Genomic DNA, 17,577 nt, shown 5'->3' with positions numbered 1-17,577 from the left:
TTTGCCTCAATTTCGTCGTCTATTATTCTCTCTCGCCAGCGTGCTGGCCTTCGCAACACCTGTTTTTGCTGGCAAACTTGCCATCGTTATTGATGATTTCGGCTATCGTCCACACACCGAAAATCAGGTTCTGGCGATGCCTTCCACCCTCTCCGTTGCCGTTCTGCCTAATGCCCCACACGCGCGTGAAATGGCGATTAAAGCGCATAACAGCGGGCATGAAGTGTTAATCCATCTGCCGATGGCGCCGCTGAGCAAACAGCCGTTAGAGAAAGATACTTTGCGCCCGGAAATGAGCAGCGAAGAGATTGAGCGGATTATTCGCGACGCGGTAAGCAAAGTACCGAATGCGGTCGGGCTGAACAACCATATGGGCAGCGCGATGACCTCCAGCCTGTTCGGCATGCAGAAGGTGATGCAGGCGCTGGAACGCTACGATCTCTACTTCCTGGACAGTATGACCATCGGCAACAGTCAGGCAATGCGCGCAGCATCAGGAACCGGCGTGAAGGTTATCAAACGCAAAGTCTTCCTGGATGACACGCAAAACGAAGCCGATATTCGCCGTCAGTTTAATCGTGCCGTTGAGCTTGCGCGCCGCAACGGTTCAGTAATTGCCATTGGGCATCCTCACCCTTCGACTGTTCGCGTCCTGCAGCAGATGCTTTATAACCTGCCTGCGGACATTACGCTGGTTCGCCCAAGCAGCCTGCTCAATGAACCACAGGTAGACACCTCCAGACCAAACCTTACACCGCCGAAGAATGGTAAACCTGATGCGCCACGTAATCCTTTCCGCGGGGTGAGATTATGCAAACCGAAGCAGCCGTTAGAGCCGGTTTACGCCAGCCGCTTCTTCAGCGTGCTCGGTGAAAGCATCACCCAAAGCACGCTGGTGCAGTACATGCGCCTGCAATGGCAGGGCTGGGGGAATACATCCTCACCCAGCGCTATGAACGCTAACGTAAATTAAGCGTTTTACGGGCAATACGAGAAGGCGAGGATGTTTTATCGCGCCATTTCCAGAGACGGAATGACCATAGCAGCGCCTGGTACAAAACTTTGGCGCTGCGTACGTTAGTAATCATGCGTTTATACATACCAGAGACAAAAATCTCTGCAATCATGCGTTGACGAATATGGACATCCGGCTCTTTGCGTACTGCGTGGCAAACGCGTAATGCTTCATAGGTTATTTGCTGATGAAATTCCGGATAAATAGTAATCCGACCCGCATATTCACGATTCAACTTATCCAATAACCGTGTAATTTTAATATAGTGGCGTTGGTAATTGAGATTTTTTAAGCCTTGTCTTTTAAGACGGCTAACTGATTGATCGTGTAAGAAGTATTTATACAATGATTGCTCGGTATATCGCACACGTTTGGCGTTAAACATAAACTCCGTCGTCCATACAATATCCTGATGATGCAACCCTGGAATAAACGCTATCTTGTTTTTCTCGATAACATCTCTGCGATAAACCCCCATCCAGACCACATGCGTCCAACGGCGTGAAGCCAATGCCATACGTAACCAGTCGGGGCCGGTCAATACACCCGTAGACCGCAGACGGTCCGTCGGTATTGATTGCCAGGTGTCCCCCGTTTCGAAAATGCACCAATCAGAATTGCACTGTGCCAGATCGAGGTCATCCTGAAGCGCCATGGTCATCAGGGTTTCATACATATTGGGATAAACCAGGTCATCGGCATCGACAAATGCAACATAATCCCCTTTGGCCACTGCCAGACCACGATTACGCGCGACAGATGCCCCGGCGTTAGCCTGATGTAACAACCGGACATGGGAATAGTTATCAGCATAATGTCTTGCAATATCAACAGAGTTATCCGTTGAACCGTCATCCACAATAATGATCTCTATCGCAGCCCATGTCTGTGCGATCAAAGATTCCATGCAATCCCGAAAACTATCACCCGCGTTATACAACGGAATAATAACACTCAACATATTTGTGCGGTTTCTCATCAGATAACCCAAGTTTGTCAGTACACTGATGACTTTTACTACAGTTTCATTAAGGAATTATTAAGGTTAGAACGTTTAATTTTCAGAAGCGGCGCAGCGAAAGCAACCAGTATGGGAAAATGCCATGCGGCGCCTGAGTTCAGCGGCCTGTGATAGCTCAGATCGTCTACATATTGAGGGACACAACCTGTATACTATACCCCTGTAAATTAACGCGCGATGTACACTGATATCGAGGAAAGTGATGGCCATCAGTAAGACACATGAAAAAGGTTATACGGTCTATTGCAAAGAGACCAAAACAGACCTTAAGTCACTGATGAATAAGTATATAAACAAAGAAATCAGTGGCAAACCGTTGAGCAGTGGTAACGCCATGCGCAGTGTAGAACTGGTCGAGTACAACTCACAAAAATTTATCATCAAAAACGACCGTGAAGTTGATCCTCGATTTGAGAAAAAAATGCAGAATTTTATCTCCGGCCCCTTTTATTCCAGGCTCATCAAGAAACTGGACACACTCTCCCCGGAAATGCGCGCCTGTACAGCGGATCTCTACTATGCCGCTGAAAAAGTACGCCTTCGTCAGTGTCATGATGTTTATATTATTCATGAATATGTTGAAGGCACTCCTTTAAAAGAAATTAACCATAAGAATGCCGATGAAGTGAAACAGTGCGTTCTGCGCCTTCACAAAGCCGGGTTGGCATCTAATGATATCCACCCTGGAAATTTCATTCGTACGCCAGGCGGTGAATTAAGAATAATTGACTTATCCTGTAAGGGAAATATGAAGATTTGCCAGGCTAATGATATTTTAGCTTTGCAGCGAAAATATCATATTAACATCAAAGGAAAAGGGTTAATCTACAAGCTCATCTGGCTCAAAGAAGCGACAAGAACTTTATCCAGAAAGCTTCGTGGCAAATAGTATTTATTATTTATACGGCCAGAATAAATAATCTGGCCGTTGGTAGCATTTAATACAAGTCGAGCATTCAATCCCAGCTCAGGATCACTTTCCCTGACTGGCCCGAACGCATCGCGTCAAAGCCCTGCTGGAATTCATCGATGGAGAATCGATGGGTGATGATCGGCGACAAATCCAGACCAGACTGAATCAATGCGGCCATCTTGTACCAAGTCTCAAACATCTCACGACCGTAGATACCTTTAATAAACAATCCCTTAAAGATAACTTTAGTCCAGTCGATGGACATGTCTGATGGTGGAATACCCAGCATAGCAATACGGCCACCGTGGTTCATGGTGTCCAGCATGGCGCGAAACGCTGGCGGCGCGCCGGACATCTCCAGACCGACATCAAACCCTTCGGTCATGCCCAGTTCAGCCATCACGTCGGTCAGACTCTCTTTCGACACGTTGACCGCGCGAGTGATGCCCATTTTACGCGCCAGTTCAAGGCGATACTCATTAACATCGGTAATCACCACGTGGCGTGCGCCAACGTGCCTGGCAACCGCTGCCGCCATAATACCGATTGGACCCGCGCCGGAAACCAGCACATCTTCCCCAACCAGATCGAACGACAGCGCCGTATGCACCGCATTACCGAACGGATCGAAGATAGACGCCAGGTCGTCAGAGATGTTGTCCGGAATTTTAAACGCGTTAAATGCCGGGATCACCAGGTACTCTGCAAAGCAGCCTGGACGGTTTACGCCAACACCGGTCGTATTGCGGCACAGGTGAGTACGTCCACCGCGGCAGTTACGGCAATGCCCGCAGGTGATATGACCTTCGCCTGAAACGCGATCGCCGATTTTAAAGCCTTTAACTTCCTGGCCGATGCCAACAACTTCGCCGACATATTCATGTCCAACGACCATCGGTACCGGGATGGTTTTTTGCGACCATTCATCCCAGTTATAAATGTGAACGTCAGTCCCGCAGATGGCTGTTTTACGGATTTTAATCAGCAAATCGTTATGGCCGACTTCCGGTTCAGGAACGTCGGTCATCCAAATGCCCTCTTCCGCTTTCAGTTTGGATAACGCTTTCATTTCACATCCTCAGGCAATAACGCCCAGTTGTTTACCAATGCGTGTGAACGCCTCAACAGCACGCGTAATCTGCTCAGGGGTATGCGCCGCAGACATCTGGGTACGAATACGCGCCTGACCTTTTGGAACCACCGGATAGAAGAATCCAGTAACGTAAATCCCCTCTTTTTGCAGCTCGCGGGCGAAATCTTGCGCCACTACCGCATCCCCCAACATGACCGGGATAATTGCGTGATCCGCTCCCGCTAACGTAAAGCCTGCGGCAGACATTTGCTCGCGGAACTGACGTGCGTTCGCCCACAGGCGATCGCGCAGCTCGCTGCCTGCTTCGACCATCTCCAGCACTTTAATGGAGGCAGAAACAATTGCAGGAGCCAATGAGTTGGAGAACAGATACGGACGGGAACGCTGGCGCAGCCACTCAACAACCTCTTTGCGCGCTGCGGTATAACCGCCAGATGCGCCGCCGAGAGCTTTACCCAGCGTACCAGTGATGATGTCCACACGCCCCATAACGTCACAGTATTCATGTGAGCCACGACCATTTTCGCCGACAAAGCCGACAGCATGGGAATCATCAACCATGACCAGCGCGTCGTATTTATCCGCCAGGTCACAAACGCCTTTCAGGTTAGCTATCACACCATCCATAGAGAACACGCCATCGGTGGCGATCAGGATATGACGGGCTCCCGCTTCACGCGCTTCTTTCAAACGAGCTTCCAGTTCGACCATGTCGTTGTTGGCGTAACGGAAACGCTTTGCTTTACACAAGCGAACACCGTCAATGATAGAAGCGTGGTTGAGCGCATCTGAGATAATCGCATCTTCTGCGCCCAGCAGCGTTTCAAACAGGCCGCCGTTGGCGTCAAAGCAGGAAGAGTAAAGAATGGCATCTTCCATACCGAGGAATGCCGCCAGTTTTTGCTCCAGTTGCTTATGGCTGTCCTGGGTACCGCAAATAAAGCGGACCGAAGCCATACCAAATCCGTGAGAATCCATACCTGCTTTTGCAGCTGCAATCAGTTCCGGGTGGTTAGCCAGCCCCAGATAGTTGTTCGCACAAAAGTTAATAACGTGGCTTCCGTCCGCCACGGTGATATCCGCCTGCTGGGCAGACGTAATAATGCGCTCTTCTTTAAACAATCCTTCCGCACGTGCGGTTTCGAGATCGTTCGTTAACTGTTTGTAAAAATCCCCACGCATTTCAATTCTCCAGACTGGGCAAATTTCAGCACATATTACCCAAAGCTATACGCTGATACGAGATGACGCATCATCACTTCTTCAAAATGAAGCATAAATCACGTATACCCACATGGCTAATCAGTGATGCCGTCGTATGGATTCATTGGACGCACTGAATCTCAACCAATTGAATTGGCTGGATTTTATAAAAAATCATAAAAAAACAACAGCAATAGCAGAAGAATGCCTTTGCAGCATTCTATCTGGTTAGGTAACCCTTCAATCTCATTCAAGCCACTACTTTCGAGTGAGAAAAATTCGCAATGCCTGGAGTTTTGCACCTAAAGCGGTTCGCCGATAAACACGGAACAGATCGAACCATTTGCCACGACCAAGGTAATTAAGCATTAATAGATCAGGGCGCTTGTAATAACACATGACAAAAATACCCTGATCATCATCAACAATATTATTTCTGAGAGTCTCTTTTTGACACTCAGTGACTAATGAGTAAAACTCTTTCCATTTCTCTGGTGAACCAACAATAGCGCCGCCGATAATATAGGTATGATTTCCGATCATAAAATCAAAAACCTGTTTTCTGGATGATATAACCAGACCCTTTTTAATCGTGAAGAGATGCATTTTATTACGGTCAAAAGGGAAGTCCCATACTTTTAATCCGCGAGTAACCTGCGGTTTACGGCAATATCCGAAGTCTACCCAGGCAACCATCGGAGTATTAACTAAGCCTGCATTTATGGCCTTCACTACAAAATATGCTTTTAAATTATTGATCAACACATATTCTGGAGACCAGTACTCAGGGTTACCTAGCTGTCGCGTCTCTAATTTATTCTTAAAGGTATCATCCTGCTGGATTTGTCTTATTTTATTATTAATATGCTTAAATTTTTTACCTAAATCTATGGTTATAATTTTTGTGGGCTTACCTTTGCGTATTTCCGCAACTCTGTCTTCAAACTCAGACGAAGTAAAAATAACCATTTCATTTTCTAAAGCGGCTAACCGTTTGAAGTAGTCAAAATAGACATCAGAAGATCGGGAAAGTTTTTCACGGAAGCCTTTATTAACAGTCCACTCCCCCCTACCGATATCAAAATATGCTGTCACAATAGTGGTAGACGATTTCATAACCATTTTCAAACCATTAATAAAAAAAATATTATATCACATAGTTTTTGTTTTTGTACATATAATATACATAGATGGATATAAAAAAACTAAGTACATTTAAGATTAATTTAATAGACTTAATAACCATTAAATAAGCATTATTATACTGGTGTTTATAGGCCTTCTACCGACCCACCATCTTACTTAAGAGGCTGAAGGGATGCCGATGTGATGGTATGATTACAGACATTAGTGTCTGAGATTGTCTCTGACTCCAAAATTCGAAGGTTACATTTATGATCATCGTTACCGGCGGCGCGGGCTTTATCGGCAGCAACATCGTCAAGTCATTGAATGATAAAGGCATCACCGACATCCTGGTGGTGGACAACCTGAAAGATGGCACCAAGTTTGTTAACCTGGTGGATCTGAATATTGCTGACTACATGGACAAGGAAGACTTCCTGATCCAGATTATGGCCGGAGAAGATTTCGGCGATATCGAAGCGATCTTCCACGAAGGCGCATGCTCCTCCACTACCGAGTGGGACGGCAAGTATATGATGGATAACAACTATCAATACTCCAAAGAGCTGTTGCACTACTGCCTGGAGCGTGAAATTCCGTTCCTGTATGCGTCCTCTGCCGCCACCTACGGCGGCCGCACTTCTGATTTCATCGAATCCCGTGAATATGAGAAACCGCTGAACGTTTACGGCTACTCAAAATTCCTGTTCGACGAGTACGTTCGTCAGATCCTGCCAGAAGCCAATTCTCAGATTGTTGGCTTCCGCTATTTCAACGTCTACGGACCGCGTGAAGGCCATAAAGGCAGTATGGCGAGCGTCGCTTTCCACCTCAACACCCAGCTCAACAATGGCGAAACACCAAAACTGTTCGAAGGCAGTGAAAACTTCAAGCGTGATTTCGTTTACGTAGGCGATGTGGCTGCGGTGAACCTGTGGTTCCTGGAAAACGGGGTTTCCGGCATCTTTAACCTTGGTACCGGTCGTGCGGAATCTTTCCAGGCCGTTGCCGATGCAACGCTTGCGTACCACAAAAAAGGCAGCATTGAGTACATCCCATTCCCGGAAAAACTGAAAGGTCGCTATCAGGCGTTTACCCAGGCCGATCTGACTAATCTGCGTGCTGCGGGCTATGACAAGCCGTTTAAAACCGTTGCTGAAGGTGTAACGGAATATATGGCCTGGCTGAACCGCGACGCGTAAGTATGAAAATTTTGGTGGTAGGCCCGTCCTGGGTGGGCGACATGATGATGTCGCAAAGTCTCTATCGCACGCTTAAGGCGCGCTATCCCCAGGCGATAATCGACGTGATGGCACCTGCATGGTGCCGTCCGTTATTGTCGCGCATGCCTGAAGTTAACGAAGCTATCGCCATGCCGCTGGGACACGGCGCGCTGGAGATCGGCGAGCGGCGTAAACTCGGTCATAGCCTGCGTGAAAAACGCTATGACCGCGCCTATGTGCTGCCTAACTCGTTTAAATCCGCGCTGGTACCGTTTTTTGCTGGCATTCCCCATCGTACCGGATGGCGTGGTGAAATGCGCTACGGCCTGCTAAACGATGCGCGCGTGCTGGATAAAGATGCCTGGCCGCTGATGGTCGAACGCTATGTAGCCCTGGCCTATGATAAAGGCGTAATGCTGTCAGCTAAAGATTTGCCGCAGCCTCTGCTATGGCCGCAGTTGCAAGTAAGCGAAGGTGAAAAGTCCCTGACCTGTCGCCAGTTTTCCCTTTCTGCCGAACGCCCCATCATCGGCTTTTGCCCTGGAGCGGAATTTGGTCCAGCGAAACGCTGGCCACATTACCACTACGCAGACCTGGCGAAGCAGCTGATCGATGAAGGCCATCAGATTGTGCTTTTTGGCTCTGCAAAAGACCATGAAGCCGGAAATGAGATCCTGGCGACGCTGAGCGTTGATCAGCAGCCCTGGTGCCGTAATCTGGCAGGCGAAACACAGCTGGAGCAGGCCGTCATTCTGCTCGCCGCCTGCAAAGCGGTGGTCACCAACGACTCTGGATTAATGCACGTTGCCGCAGCGTTGAATCGACCTCTGGTAGCGTTGTATGGCCCCAGCAGCCCGGATTTTACTCCGCCGCTTTCACACAAGGCGCGCGTAATTCGCTTGATTACGGGCTATCACAAAGTACGCAAGGGAGATGCAGCAGAAGGCTATCATCAGAGCCTGATTGACATCACACCCCAGCGCGTGCTGGAAGAACTTAACGACCTGTTGTTACAAGAGGAAGCCTGACGGATGCGGGTACTGATCGTTAAAACATCGTCTATGGGCGATGTACTGCATACGTTACCGGCATTAACCGATGCGCAGCAGGTCATGCCGGATATTCAATTTGATTGGGTAGTGGAAGAAGGCTTCGCGCAGATCCCATCCTGGCATGCAGCCGTTGACCGGGTTATTCCAGTGGCGATCCGCCGCTGGCGTAAAGCCTGGTTTTCAGCGCCGATTAAAGCCGAGCGTAAAGCCTTTCGCGATGCGGTGCGTTTACATCAGTATGACGCGATAATTGATGCGCAGGGTCTGGTTAAAAGCGCGGCGTTGGTTACGCGTCTGGCACGTGGCATCAAGCATGGTATGGACTGGAGCACGGCGCGCGAACCATTGGCGAGCCTGTTTTATAATCGCAAACATCACATTGCCAAACAGCAGCACGCGGTAGAACGTACGCGTGAATTGTTCGCCAAAAGCCTGGGATATTCCAGGCCCCAGTCGCAGGGTGATTACGCTATCGCTCAGCATTTTCTGAAAGAACGTAATGCTGATGCGGGCCAGTATGCCGTATTTCTGCATGCCACAACGCGTGATGATAAGCACTGGCCAGAAGCCAACTGGCGGGAGCTAATTGGCTTGTTAAATAACGCTGGCATACGTATTAAACTGCCATGGGGTGCTCCTCATGAAGAAGCACGAGCCCGTAGGCTGGCAAATGGTTTTTCTTATGTTGATGTTCTTCCACGGATGACTTTGGGAGAGGTCGCTCGCGTACTGGCGGGGGCAAAATTTGTGGTGTCGGTTGATACAGGCCTGAGTCATTTAACCGCTGCACTGGATCGCCCTAATATTACGTTGTACGGTCCAACGGACCCAGGATTGATTGGTGGGTATGGGAAGAATCAAGTGGCATGTCGCTCAGAAAGTGAAAATCTTTCAGACTTGCGTTCTTCGACCGTATTAGAATCAATTAATTGCAATTTTTTAAATAATTGTCTGTAAGTGTCGGAGAAATGATGGCTTTAACAAAGTTTTTTTTAGATGAGAAAAAAAACTGGAAGATAAACTGGAATAGAGGACTTATATTTCTGTTTGTCGCCACCTATTTCTTAGGTGGTATTACTCGTTATAAACATTTGATTGTCATCCTGATGACTATCACAACGATAGTTTATTTATGTAAGAATCCTCGACATTATATTCCTATTTTTAAAACATTTGTTTTTGCAAGTGTATCATTTCTTGTAATCGCTACCTTCGTCTCTTTAGTGTTCACTCCTGAACTAAAAGCTAGCCTGAAAGAGATAAACAACTCAGTTGTTGAAAATGTCTTATTATGCACTATTGCGATCCCTGTATTACTAAGAGAAGAAAGCAAAGAAACCATTTCAAAGTTGATATTCTTCTCGCTCCTTACAGCTCTTAGTTTGCGATGCCTTTCAGAACTTGTCCTTTATTATCAGGACTATCAGCAAGGAATCATGCCTTTTACTAATTACCAACATCGCGGAATTTCAGATGCAATGGTGTTTTTATTCCCAGTGCTTCTGAATCTATGGCTCGTTAAATCAGCGAAATACCGTATATTATTCCTGTTGTTAGGGGCGATATACACCTTTTTAATTCTTGGAACATTGTCCCGTGGCGCATGGTTATCTGTATTCATTATTGCTCTTACATGGATAATCATGTACAAACAATGGCGATTGCTTACTGTAGGAATCCTCGTAGCTATTGTTGCTCTGACAGCTATATTTTCACACAAAGATATGTCAGAAAAACTGACCTTTAAATTGCAGCAAACTGACAGTTCATATCGCTATACTAACGGTACGCAAGGAAGTGCGTTTGACCTAATCTTAGAAAATCCAGTTATTGGTTATGGTTTTGGTAATAACGCTTATAAAACTGTATACAACAAGCGTGTTGTTGATTATCCAAACTGGACATTCCGCGAGTCAATTGGACCACACAACCTTATTCTTTTTGTATGGTTTGGTACAGGATTACTTGGACTTGTGGGTTTAATACTGGTGTACACTAGCATTGTGAGAGAATGTGTTACGCATGCATTTAGGGAGAATTACTATTCCCCATACAATGCTTATATAATAATTTTACTTTCATTTTTCGGTTATTTTATTATACGTGGCAACGTTGAGCAGATTGAGTTAGATCTGTTGGGTATTTTTGCAGGTTTTCTGTTAGCGCTGAAGAATAAATAAAATAGTAAAAAAAGGCTACTTTATGTAGCCTTTTTTTCACTCGAACCAGTTACAAATAACCTCTTCAAACCGTTGTGTAACCGCAGACCAACTATAGTTTCCAAAGACATATTGCTGACCTCGTTGGGCGGTATCCGCTAAACTACTTTCCGCCATTACCCTGGTAATATCCTGAGCAATAGTTTCTGCAGTCATCGGCTCTGTAAGGTGATAGCCTGTAATTTTATCTTTAACAAACTCAACCATGCCGCCTCGAGTACTGACTAATACAGGTCTTCCAGCGCCCATAGCCTCAATAGCCACCATACAAAATGGCTCCTGAAATTGAGAAGGAATCACAACTATATCTGCCAGTGGATAGTAATAGTGCATTTTCTCGGGTGAGATACTACCTAACATAATACAATGTGGTTTGAGGCGCTCAGCTATTTCCCGAACTTCACGCTGATAATCACCTTTATCGTTCTTACTTACTTCCATGTGATCACCAACAACCACAAGCTTCAGATTTTTGTTCTCATGCAGCAACTTTTCAAAAGCCTGCAGAAGTAAGAGAACGCCTTTATCAGGGACTATACGTCCAGCAAAAAATACCACCTTGCTTTCAGGGGGAATACTTAATTTATTTTTTGATATTGATTCATATGACGATTGATAGATATCCAGGTCAATACCATTAGGCACAATAACAATATCAGCTTCAGGAAGATAAGATTGATAATAGTTCTTCAAAAACAAACTTGGTACGATCATCTTAACTTTTTTATCAAGCAACTTAGGTTCAAACGCATTATGCATATGAATCACAACTTTAGCCTGAGGAGCTTGCGAACGAATTTGTCGATATAGCTTCATACTGTTATGGACAACAATCACACTTTGATCGGTTATCTCAAACTTTTCGGCAACTTTCAGTATGCGCTTTGAATAAGGTAACGGATCCAGCCGAGTCCACTTTTGGAAAATACGCTTATATACCGAGCTAAATCCAATACGATGAATACTACATTTTTCGTTTACGTAAGAATAATCAGAATATCCTTCATTCTTTATACAGACAATACGATTAGGGAATTTGGTTCTTTGGGCAACCTGATACATCCAGGTCTCAACTGCTGCGGCACCACGTGGTGGAATAGAATAAATAGGTGTTACAGTAAATATGATTTTATCAATCATAAAGATCACCATTACATTGTTTTATATTTAATTGCTGCGATCAGGCCTGGAATTATTTTATTTTGATAAAGAAGGTGTTTATATTCTTCTCTATATTCGTGCTTTTGTTTTGCAACTTGATAAGGCTGATTCTTCCATGGTGACTTCTCATATACTGTGCGGAAAAATTGTGCTGAGGAATAGTTAGCCCACTCGTGCCATGGTTTTGTTACACCAGTATAATGAATAAATACTGTCTCTTCATTAATCACTGATTTATAGTAATTTTTATTTTTAATCTCAAACTCAGACTTCAATGAATAAATTGAGTTATATTTCCTCGGTAGTAATACCGCATGATGCAAAAACATGATATTTAAAATATCCTGGTCAGGATATTTTACTCTGGAAACTATACTTTCATCTGACAATAATTCGAAGAATTTTTTCGTTAAATTAGAGTTAAGCCATTGCTGCAAGTTTATATACATGACACCCGAGTTAAAGTAGTTGCCTTTAAACTCAGGATTATGTAGACGCTCTGCACTTTTATCCTGCATTGAATCAACATCTACTACAACCGCACCATATTCCCCATCAAATTTCAGTGCAGCAAGATCCTCTAAAGAGCCTTTACACGTAATATCAGCATCAAGATATAGCAGTCGATCTAATCGTTCAGAAAAATAATCAAATGAAAGCAAGCGATAGTATATTGACACTGGCCATATATTTGTTTTAGGTAGTGACACCAACGGTTCAGAATCAATATGATATAGCTTAATAACTGTTTTATACTGTTCTGCTAATTGTGTCAAAAGTACAATATATTCTTGATCTAAATAATCCGCAATAATATGAAAAGTAAAATTAATATTACTCTGTTTATTATTTTCAAGGATTGAGGCAATAGAAATTGCCGCGCCAGTTTGGTAATTTTTATCGATTCCCCATGAGATATTAAAAGTGTCACGATCATCACATGGTGTAACACGTCTGTCTAACTCAATAATATCTTTGAAGTTAGTTAATCTTTTGAAGTCCAAGTTAATTACCTTTAATTATTTCAGCTATATTTTCCAGAGGCTAAGATATGCATTGTCGTTGATTATTTTAACAATATACTTAGCCAGCAGTTAACCTTTCAACTTGGTCAGATAATAATTAAAGTAGTTACACAGTCCCTGAACGTATAACCCTTGTTTAAATTTATGCTTTGCACAATATCTGAATTGATTGCTATTGGTCGGTTTGAGAAGCGCTACTGAATGCCAGGGCGAGGCCTCTTTCGCAACTAAAAAACTCTTCGATACCGGATAGTTGGACCACTCATGCCAGGGTTTTGTCGGTCCCACATAATGAATGAAGACAGTTTCATTATTCACAGGATTGACTACTTTATCTTTCAGTTCATAATTAATGCTAAAGCGTGTATTGTATTTACCATTGATAAAAGTTACTTTTCCGGCTAACAATACATTAAGGACATCTTGATCAAGATGAGTTATTCTTTCCACCCATTCTGGAACTCGCAACATTTCGATGGCTCGGGAAGAGATATTATTACTGTGCCATGCGTTGATGTTGATAAGTAAGAATCCAGCATTAAAGTATCCGGTGATTAATTCTGGAGTGGCCAGCGTTACAGAACGATTATGCCACCATTCGGAATCTCTTTCCGTTACAACGACAGCGATCTCATCTGCGGAAAACTTATAATCGACCAGTTCTCTTACACTACCCTGGCAAGCAATATCAGCATCCAGGTATAATAATTTATCTATTTTATTATAGAAATAATCTGCAATAACAAAACGGAAGTATGTTGCATAAGTCCAGTTTTTTGTACTAGGTAAGTCTTTTAATTTATTGCAATCAATTAGGTAAACTTTGATACAGGATTGATATTGTTTAGCAAGATCGGCGAATCTGGCTTTATCACTCTCATCGAAATAATCAGTAAATATATGAAATGTGAAATCGATTTTTTTATTCGACAATAATACAGAGGCTATTGATACACCGCAGCCAAATAAAAAATTCCTGTCAATACCATAACCGATATTAAAACAGTCTGCAGAAGCATTTTCCCGAAAATCGTACTCAAAAACAGAAAGGATAACTTCTTTATCGCTAAATTGAGACATTTGACTCTTACCAATTTTTGAGAAATAGACCATGTTCTCACATGATGCATTTCAAATAGTTCAGGGTAAATTAATCACAGAGATTTACGGATTGTTCTTTCGCGTATTTTATTAGCTTTAACCTGAGCTTCCTTGAACAAATCAGCCTCCTGACTTAGGATGCTTTTCAACGGCAACTCGCAATAGATGCGTAGAAATCTATAAATATCACGCTGGGTTAATCCAATGTTCATGGACGAAAAATAGAGACCGATTAAGTCCTTATCGCGCCAGCGTCGGGGAACAGTCGACCGAATCTGAGCACGGTGCAAATCAATCACTGAAATCTTGAGATCGTCCTCATGCCCTGAAAAAGGCAGATGTAATAAAAAGTGGCAAATATAGCAATCGCGATGATTGATACCACCAGCATGCATCTTACGCACCATGGTGGCAACACGATCAATAATTATACGCTTCACTTTCACATCGGGAGAATTTGTGGCCCAATCAGCACAGTAATCTTCTAAGCTGATAGTTGGTGTGAGATCCTCAGTAATAATAAACGAGGTTTTAGTCAGTGGATTCAACCCTTTCTCACCAAATCCCACGCCTGTCATTGTATCCACACCTAACTGACTCAGGCGATGAATGGCATTCCATTCTCTATCAGCACCTAATACTGGCATGCGTAATGAAAGTAGGTTTTTAACAATCTCTTTCAGAGAAGTGCCTCTGTGCCATTTTAAAAAATAGCTTTTACCCGTTAGTTCAAATCGTAGAGTACGGCGAGTCTCCAGTTCTCTGAATACTTCACCTTGTAAATTTTTAACTTCTTCAAATGCATCTTTCCCGCGCCATAGTGTGGCTAACGGTTCTTTTAATTCAACCATCTAAACCACCCGTAATCATATCCGCAGCTTTCTCCGGTAGGCTGTATAAATCTTGCGTATCCGCATAGTGTCGTGCATTTGCCCTCCATTCCGAACACAATGAAGGCTCTACCAGCGCTTTACGTAAGGCTTCATTCAGCGTTTCTTGCCGGAATGGTTCTGTAATTGCCATACCACAATTAGCATCAACAATATAATGCGCGTAACCGCATACGGCTGTGGTCAACACCGGCAGCCCGGCAGTGATTGCTTCTAGTAAAACAATACCTGCCGCCTCCTGATAAGCTGGATGCATCAATATATCAGCCGCAGCCATTAATTCTGCAACATCATTACGGCCAGAGTAGAAATGGACATTACTGCGTACGCCAAGTTTTTCCGCCAGCGCCTCAAATTTTCTCGGTCTGTCTTGTCCAACAACATACAGTAGCGTATTAGTTCGAAGCGTTTCTGGTAACGAGGCCAGTGCACGTATTGAACGATCCACACCTTTACGAGTGAAATCAGAACCTACCTGCAATAATAGATTTTGTTGCTCTGTTATACCGTTTTTCTGGCGATAAACTTCACGGCTATTCGGAATCTGCTGGCTATACTTCCTGTCTGGATAAATCCCTGGAGGAAGAATATGAAATCGTTGAGCTTCTGTCTGATAGTGTTTCTGAAAATCAGCAATCTGCTTATCAGTTAGCATTAATAGTTGCGTCGGTTTACCCTGCTCAAACGTCGCGCGTTCAAACGCTGCATAGTGCCGATATCGTGAAGTTAACCGATAGAGGAAACCTTTTTCTTGTGCCACTTTCTCGGCATAGCAAACGTCAGCAGCATAGTAGAGATCCAGCCCTGGCATTTTATTAAAACCAACTACCCGATCGACAGGGTGCTGAAGTAAATGTGCCTGGACCCAGGAATAATACTCCGCATTGCGACCATGGTTTGTCCGGGACTTGACCGGTACAAGAACCAATTCAAAAACGTCAGGACACTCACCTTCCCAGGACTGCGCATAGACACGAACATGGTGACCACGTGCCGCTACAGTTTGCGCAATGCGCATAAAATCACGCTGTAACCCACCGAATGGGAAGTATTTATACAAACAGAAAGCAACAATCATACGGGACTCCCCGCTTGTGGCGGCACAAGTCTACCCGGTAATAATTTATCGATAGCAGCAATAACATCGTCAGCGGGAATCACCGAAAGATACATTTCATTGCGATCGCGCTGCTCGCGTGGAGGCATCGGACGATAATCACCAGCCCAAAATTGAATCATCTGCTTTGACCATGGTCGCCAAAAATTATGATCCGTTGCGCCAAACAGGCATATCAATGGTGTATCAACCGCAGCAGCAATGTGTCCCGGAGCAGAGTCCACCCCAATAAACAACTGCGCATGATCGATAACCGCTCCTAGCTCGGGGAAGCTCATCTTTCCCGCCAGCGCAGTAACGGGCTTTTCTTTGCAACCTTGTGCAATTTCATTCACGCAAGCCAGATCGTCTTCGCCTGGGCCTGAGGTCATAACTACCTCCAAACCACGCTGGTGTAAGGCGTCAATTACCTGTGAAAACTTTTCGTTATTCCAGCACTTGAAGCGTTGGCGTGCCGTTGGTTGAATTACAACATATTCATCACCAACCCCAGCCCGATTTAATTCTGTGCGCATACGTTCCCAGCTATCCGGAGGATAGCTCATTGTTGTATGCGTAACAGTCGATTTAAGTTTCAACGGGGCCAGCACAGACAGATTGCTTTCCACCACATTTTCACCGCTAAGCGGGGCCAGACATGTAAAACTATTTTTCCAAAAAGAAGATTGCCGATGTGCATAATCTTGAGAGATTTTGATTGGCGCGTTCAGTAGCCGCATCAGTATCGCAACCATCCACTGATCGGTAAGGTTTACAACTAAATCATACCCATTTGCGCGCAACGTTCCGATCAGGTGCAGAAAATTAGTAATTTTATCAGTTACTTTTGCCTTTTTATTTTTAATACCATAAAGGGCATTAATTTCTGGGTTTTCCGACAAAATTGGGATGGTATCCTGATAGAGAAGCACGTCGATTTTCGCATCAGGATAGTTCTGCTTTAGCGTACTAATGACCGGAGTTGTTAACAACATATCTCCGTGAAAACGCATTTTTATGACCAGAATTCTATTAATTGGCTTATCCACAAGCGGCTCTTTTATCGTGAGTGTCCGGTAAAGTTAAGCAGAAAAAAGCACGCTACCGCCCCAGGCTCAACAGCTACCTGATTACTGATATCGCACTGATTTTTTACGCGCTAGTGTATCACTTCTTTCGCCATGTTCCGACTCGAATAATTCTTGCACAGCCAATGATTTTAAAACATATAAATCAATGAATTAAGATGTTCAGACCTTTTGATTTTTAGCCCTCTATCTCGACTAAACCGGAAAATATCAACAGAAAACGTAAAGATGCAAAAGATGCTGGTACCCTGGACTTCCCCCGCGAGGGACGCTATTTAATTTAAAAATGGGAAAAGTATTGGTAAAGCCACAGCTAAATACATAGAATCCCCAGCACATTCATAAGTCAGCT

At 44.3% G+C, this 17,577-nt stretch carries 16 protein-coding genes; 6 read left to right on the top strand and 10 right to left on the bottom strand.

Annotated features, from left to right (window positions below; genetic code table 11):
* Position 1 precedes the first annotated feature (1 nt).
* Positions 2 to 973 carry a divergent polysaccharide deacetylase family protein gene (locus HV352_RS00545; protein ID WP_181635125.1) on the top strand — a complete coding sequence of 324 codons (972 nt, stop codon included), beginning with the start codon at positions 2 to 4 and terminating at the stop codon, positions 971 to 973.
* On the opposite strand, the gene HV352_RS00540 is transcribed toward HV352_RS00545, so the two are convergent.
* The gene (locus HV352_RS00540; protein ID WP_049042810.1) at positions 960 to 1,994 is read right to left on the bottom strand and encodes a glycosyltransferase; all 1,035 of its coding nucleotides are present in this window, start codon (positions 1,992 to 1,994) and stop codon (positions 960 to 962) included. The two genes, HV352_RS00545 and HV352_RS00540, sit on opposite strands and share 14 nt — an antisense overlap.
* 244 nt (positions 1,995 to 2,238) lie before the next feature.
* On the opposite strand from HV352_RS00540, the gene rfaY reads away from it, so the two are divergent.
* Positions 2,239 to 2,925: a lipopolysaccharide core heptose(II) kinase RfaY gene (rfaY, locus tag HV352_RS00535; RefSeq protein WP_137380160.1), complete on the top strand. Its 687-nt coding sequence runs from the start codon at positions 2,239 to 2,241 to the stop codon at positions 2,923 to 2,925.
* Positions 2,926 to 2,992: 67 nt separating this feature from the next.
* Here rfaY and tdh read toward each other — a convergent pair whose 3' ends face one another.
* The 3 genes from tdh to yibB all read right to left on the bottom strand — a co-directional run bounded on the left by tdh (position 2,993) and on the right by yibB (position 6,361).
* Positions 2,993 to 4,018, bottom strand: a complete 1,026-nt coding sequence (tdh, locus tag HV352_RS00530) for an L-threonine 3-dehydrogenase (RefSeq protein ID WP_016154972.1) — start codon at positions 4,016 to 4,018, stop codon at positions 2,993 to 2,995.
* A gap of 9 nt (positions 4,019 to 4,027) precedes the next feature.
* Positions 4,028 to 5,224 carry a glycine C-acetyltransferase gene (gene kbl, locus HV352_RS00525; protein ID WP_131380313.1) on the bottom strand — a complete coding sequence of 399 codons (1,197 nt, stop codon included), beginning with the start codon at positions 5,222 to 5,224 and terminating at the stop codon, positions 4,028 to 4,030.
* Between the two features lie 279 nt (positions 5,225 to 5,503).
* Positions 5,504 to 6,361 carry a protein YibB gene (gene yibB, locus HV352_RS00520; protein ID WP_103284485.1) on the bottom strand — a complete coding sequence of 286 codons (858 nt, stop codon included), beginning with the start codon at positions 6,359 to 6,361 and terminating at the stop codon, positions 5,504 to 5,506.
* 278 nt (positions 6,362 to 6,639) lie between these two features.
* Here yibB and rfaD point away from each other — a divergent pair, with 278 nt between their 5' ends.
* The 4 genes from rfaD to rfaL are packed head-to-tail and all read left to right on the top strand — an operon-like array spanning position 6,640 to position 10,825.
* Complete coding sequence (gene rfaD / locus HV352_RS00510; protein ID WP_003827312.1) at positions 6,640 to 7,572, top strand: ADP-glyceromanno-heptose 6-epimerase; 933 nt, start codon at positions 6,640 to 6,642, stop codon at positions 7,570 to 7,572.
* Positions 7,573 to 7,574: 2 nt separating this feature from the next.
* A complete protein-coding gene (gene rfaF, locus HV352_RS00505) occupies positions 7,575 to 8,621 on the top strand; it encodes an ADP-heptose--LPS heptosyltransferase RfaF (protein WP_046275755.1) in 1,047 nt (348 codons plus the stop codon).
* Positions 8,622 to 8,624: 3 nt separating this feature from the next.
* Positions 8,625 to 9,602 carry a lipopolysaccharide heptosyltransferase RfaC gene (gene rfaC, locus HV352_RS00500; protein ID WP_131380315.1) on the top strand — a complete coding sequence of 326 codons (978 nt, stop codon included), beginning with the start codon at positions 8,625 to 8,627 and terminating at the stop codon, positions 9,600 to 9,602.
* A 14-nt stretch (positions 9,603 to 9,616) separates the two neighbouring features.
* Complete coding sequence (gene rfaL / locus HV352_RS00495) at positions 9,617 to 10,825, top strand: O-antigen ligase RfaL (protein ID WP_131380355.1); 1,209 nt, start codon at positions 9,617 to 9,619, stop codon at positions 10,823 to 10,825.
* Positions 10,826 to 10,861: 36 nt separating this feature from the next.
* Here rfaL and HV352_RS00490 read toward each other — a convergent pair whose 3' ends face one another.
* The 6 genes from HV352_RS00490 to rfaQ all read right to left on the bottom strand — a co-directional run bounded on the left by HV352_RS00490 (position 10,862) and on the right by rfaQ (position 17,186).
* A complete protein-coding gene (locus HV352_RS00490; RefSeq protein ID WP_029139714.1) occupies positions 10,862 to 12,004 on the bottom strand; it encodes a lipopolysaccharide N-acetylglucosaminyltransferase in 1,143 nt (380 codons plus the stop codon).
* An 11-nt stretch (positions 12,005 to 12,015) separates the two neighbouring features.
* A complete protein-coding gene (locus HV352_RS00485) occupies positions 12,016 to 13,029 on the bottom strand; it encodes a glycosyltransferase (protein ID WP_131380318.1) in 1,014 nt (337 codons plus the stop codon).
* A 90-nt stretch (positions 13,030 to 13,119) separates the two neighbouring features.
* Positions 13,120 to 14,130, bottom strand: coding sequence for a lipopolysaccharide 3-alpha-galactosyltransferase (gene waaO, locus HV352_RS00480; RefSeq protein WP_032932027.1), 1,011 nt, complete (start codon positions 14,128 to 14,130; stop codon positions 13,120 to 13,122).
* A 74-nt stretch (positions 14,131 to 14,204) separates the two neighbouring features.
* The gene (gene rfaP / locus HV352_RS00475) at positions 14,205 to 15,002 is read right to left on the bottom strand and encodes a lipopolysaccharide core heptose(I) kinase RfaP (protein WP_019078045.1); all 798 of its coding nucleotides are present in this window, start codon (positions 15,000 to 15,002) and stop codon (positions 14,205 to 14,207) included.
* Complete coding sequence (locus tag HV352_RS00470) at positions 14,995 to 16,119, bottom strand: glycosyltransferase family 4 protein (RefSeq protein WP_181635124.1); 1,125 nt, start codon at positions 16,117 to 16,119, stop codon at positions 14,995 to 14,997. Before HV352_RS00470 ends, rfaP begins: the two co-directional genes overlap by 8 nt.
* On the bottom strand, positions 16,116 to 17,186 hold the full coding sequence (rfaQ, locus tag HV352_RS00465) for a lipopolysaccharide core heptosyltransferase RfaQ (protein ID WP_181626787.1): 1,071 nt from the start codon (positions 17,184 to 17,186) through the stop codon (positions 16,116 to 16,118). The genes HV352_RS00470 and rfaQ overlap by 4 nt, the downstream gene beginning before the upstream one ends.
* Between the last annotated feature and the right edge of the window lie 391 nt (positions 17,187 to 17,577).

Origin of the sequence: Citrobacter sp. RHBSTW-01044, assembly GCF_013781945.1 — a bacterium.
Lineage (GTDB): Bacteria > Pseudomonadota > Gammaproteobacteria > Enterobacterales > Enterobacteriaceae > Citrobacter > Citrobacter braakii.
The sequence above is the reverse complement of the archived record's forward strand: the minus strand, read 5'-3'. Positions and strand labels throughout refer to the sequence as shown.

What these genes read in the sequence shown, in the direction of transcription:
- HV352_RS00540 (WP_049042810.1), bottom strand. Translation starts at nt 1,994, where the DNA reads ATGAGAAACCGCACAAATATGTTGAGTGTTATTATTCCGTTGTATAAC.
- rfaY (WP_137380160.1), top strand. Translation starts at nt 2,239, where the DNA reads ATGGCCATCAGTAAGACACATGAAAAAGGTTATACGGTCTATTGCAAA.
- tdh (WP_016154972.1), bottom strand. Translation starts at nt 4,018, where the DNA reads ATGAAAGCGTTATCCAAACTGAAAGCGGAAGAGGGCATTTGGATGACC.
- kbl (WP_131380313.1), bottom strand. Translation starts at nt 5,224, where the DNA reads ATGCGTGGGGATTTTTACAAACAGTTAACGAACGATCTCGAAACCGCA.
- yibB (WP_103284485.1), bottom strand. Translation starts at nt 6,361, where the DNA reads ATGAAATCGTCTACCACTATTGTGACAGCATATTTTGATATCGGTAGG.
- rfaD (WP_003827312.1), top strand. Translation starts at nt 6,640, where the DNA reads ATGATCATCGTTACCGGCGGCGCGGGCTTTATCGGCAGCAACATCGTC.
- rfaF (WP_046275755.1), top strand. Translation starts at nt 7,575, where the DNA reads ATGAAAATTTTGGTGGTAGGCCCGTCCTGGGTGGGCGACATGATGATG.
- rfaC (WP_131380315.1), top strand. Translation starts at nt 8,625, where the DNA reads ATGCGGGTACTGATCGTTAAAACATCGTCTATGGGCGATGTACTGCAT.
- rfaL (WP_131380355.1), top strand. Translation starts at nt 9,617, where the DNA reads ATGGCTTTAACAAAGTTTTTTTTAGATGAGAAAAAAAACTGGAAGATA.
- HV352_RS00490 (WP_029139714.1), bottom strand. Translation starts at nt 12,004, where the DNA reads ATGATTGATAAAATCATATTTACTGTAACACCTATTTATTCTATTCCA.
- waaO (WP_032932027.1), bottom strand. Translation starts at nt 14,130, where the DNA reads ATGTCTCAATTTAGCGATAAAGAAGTTATCCTTTCTGTTTTTGAGTAC.
- rfaP (WP_019078045.1), bottom strand. Translation starts at nt 15,002, where the DNA reads ATGGTTGAATTAAAAGAACCGTTAGCCACACTATGGCGCGGGAAAGAT.
- HV352_RS00470 (WP_181635124.1), bottom strand. Translation starts at nt 16,119, where the DNA reads ATGATTGTTGCTTTCTGTTTGTATAAATACTTCCCATTCGGTGGGTTA.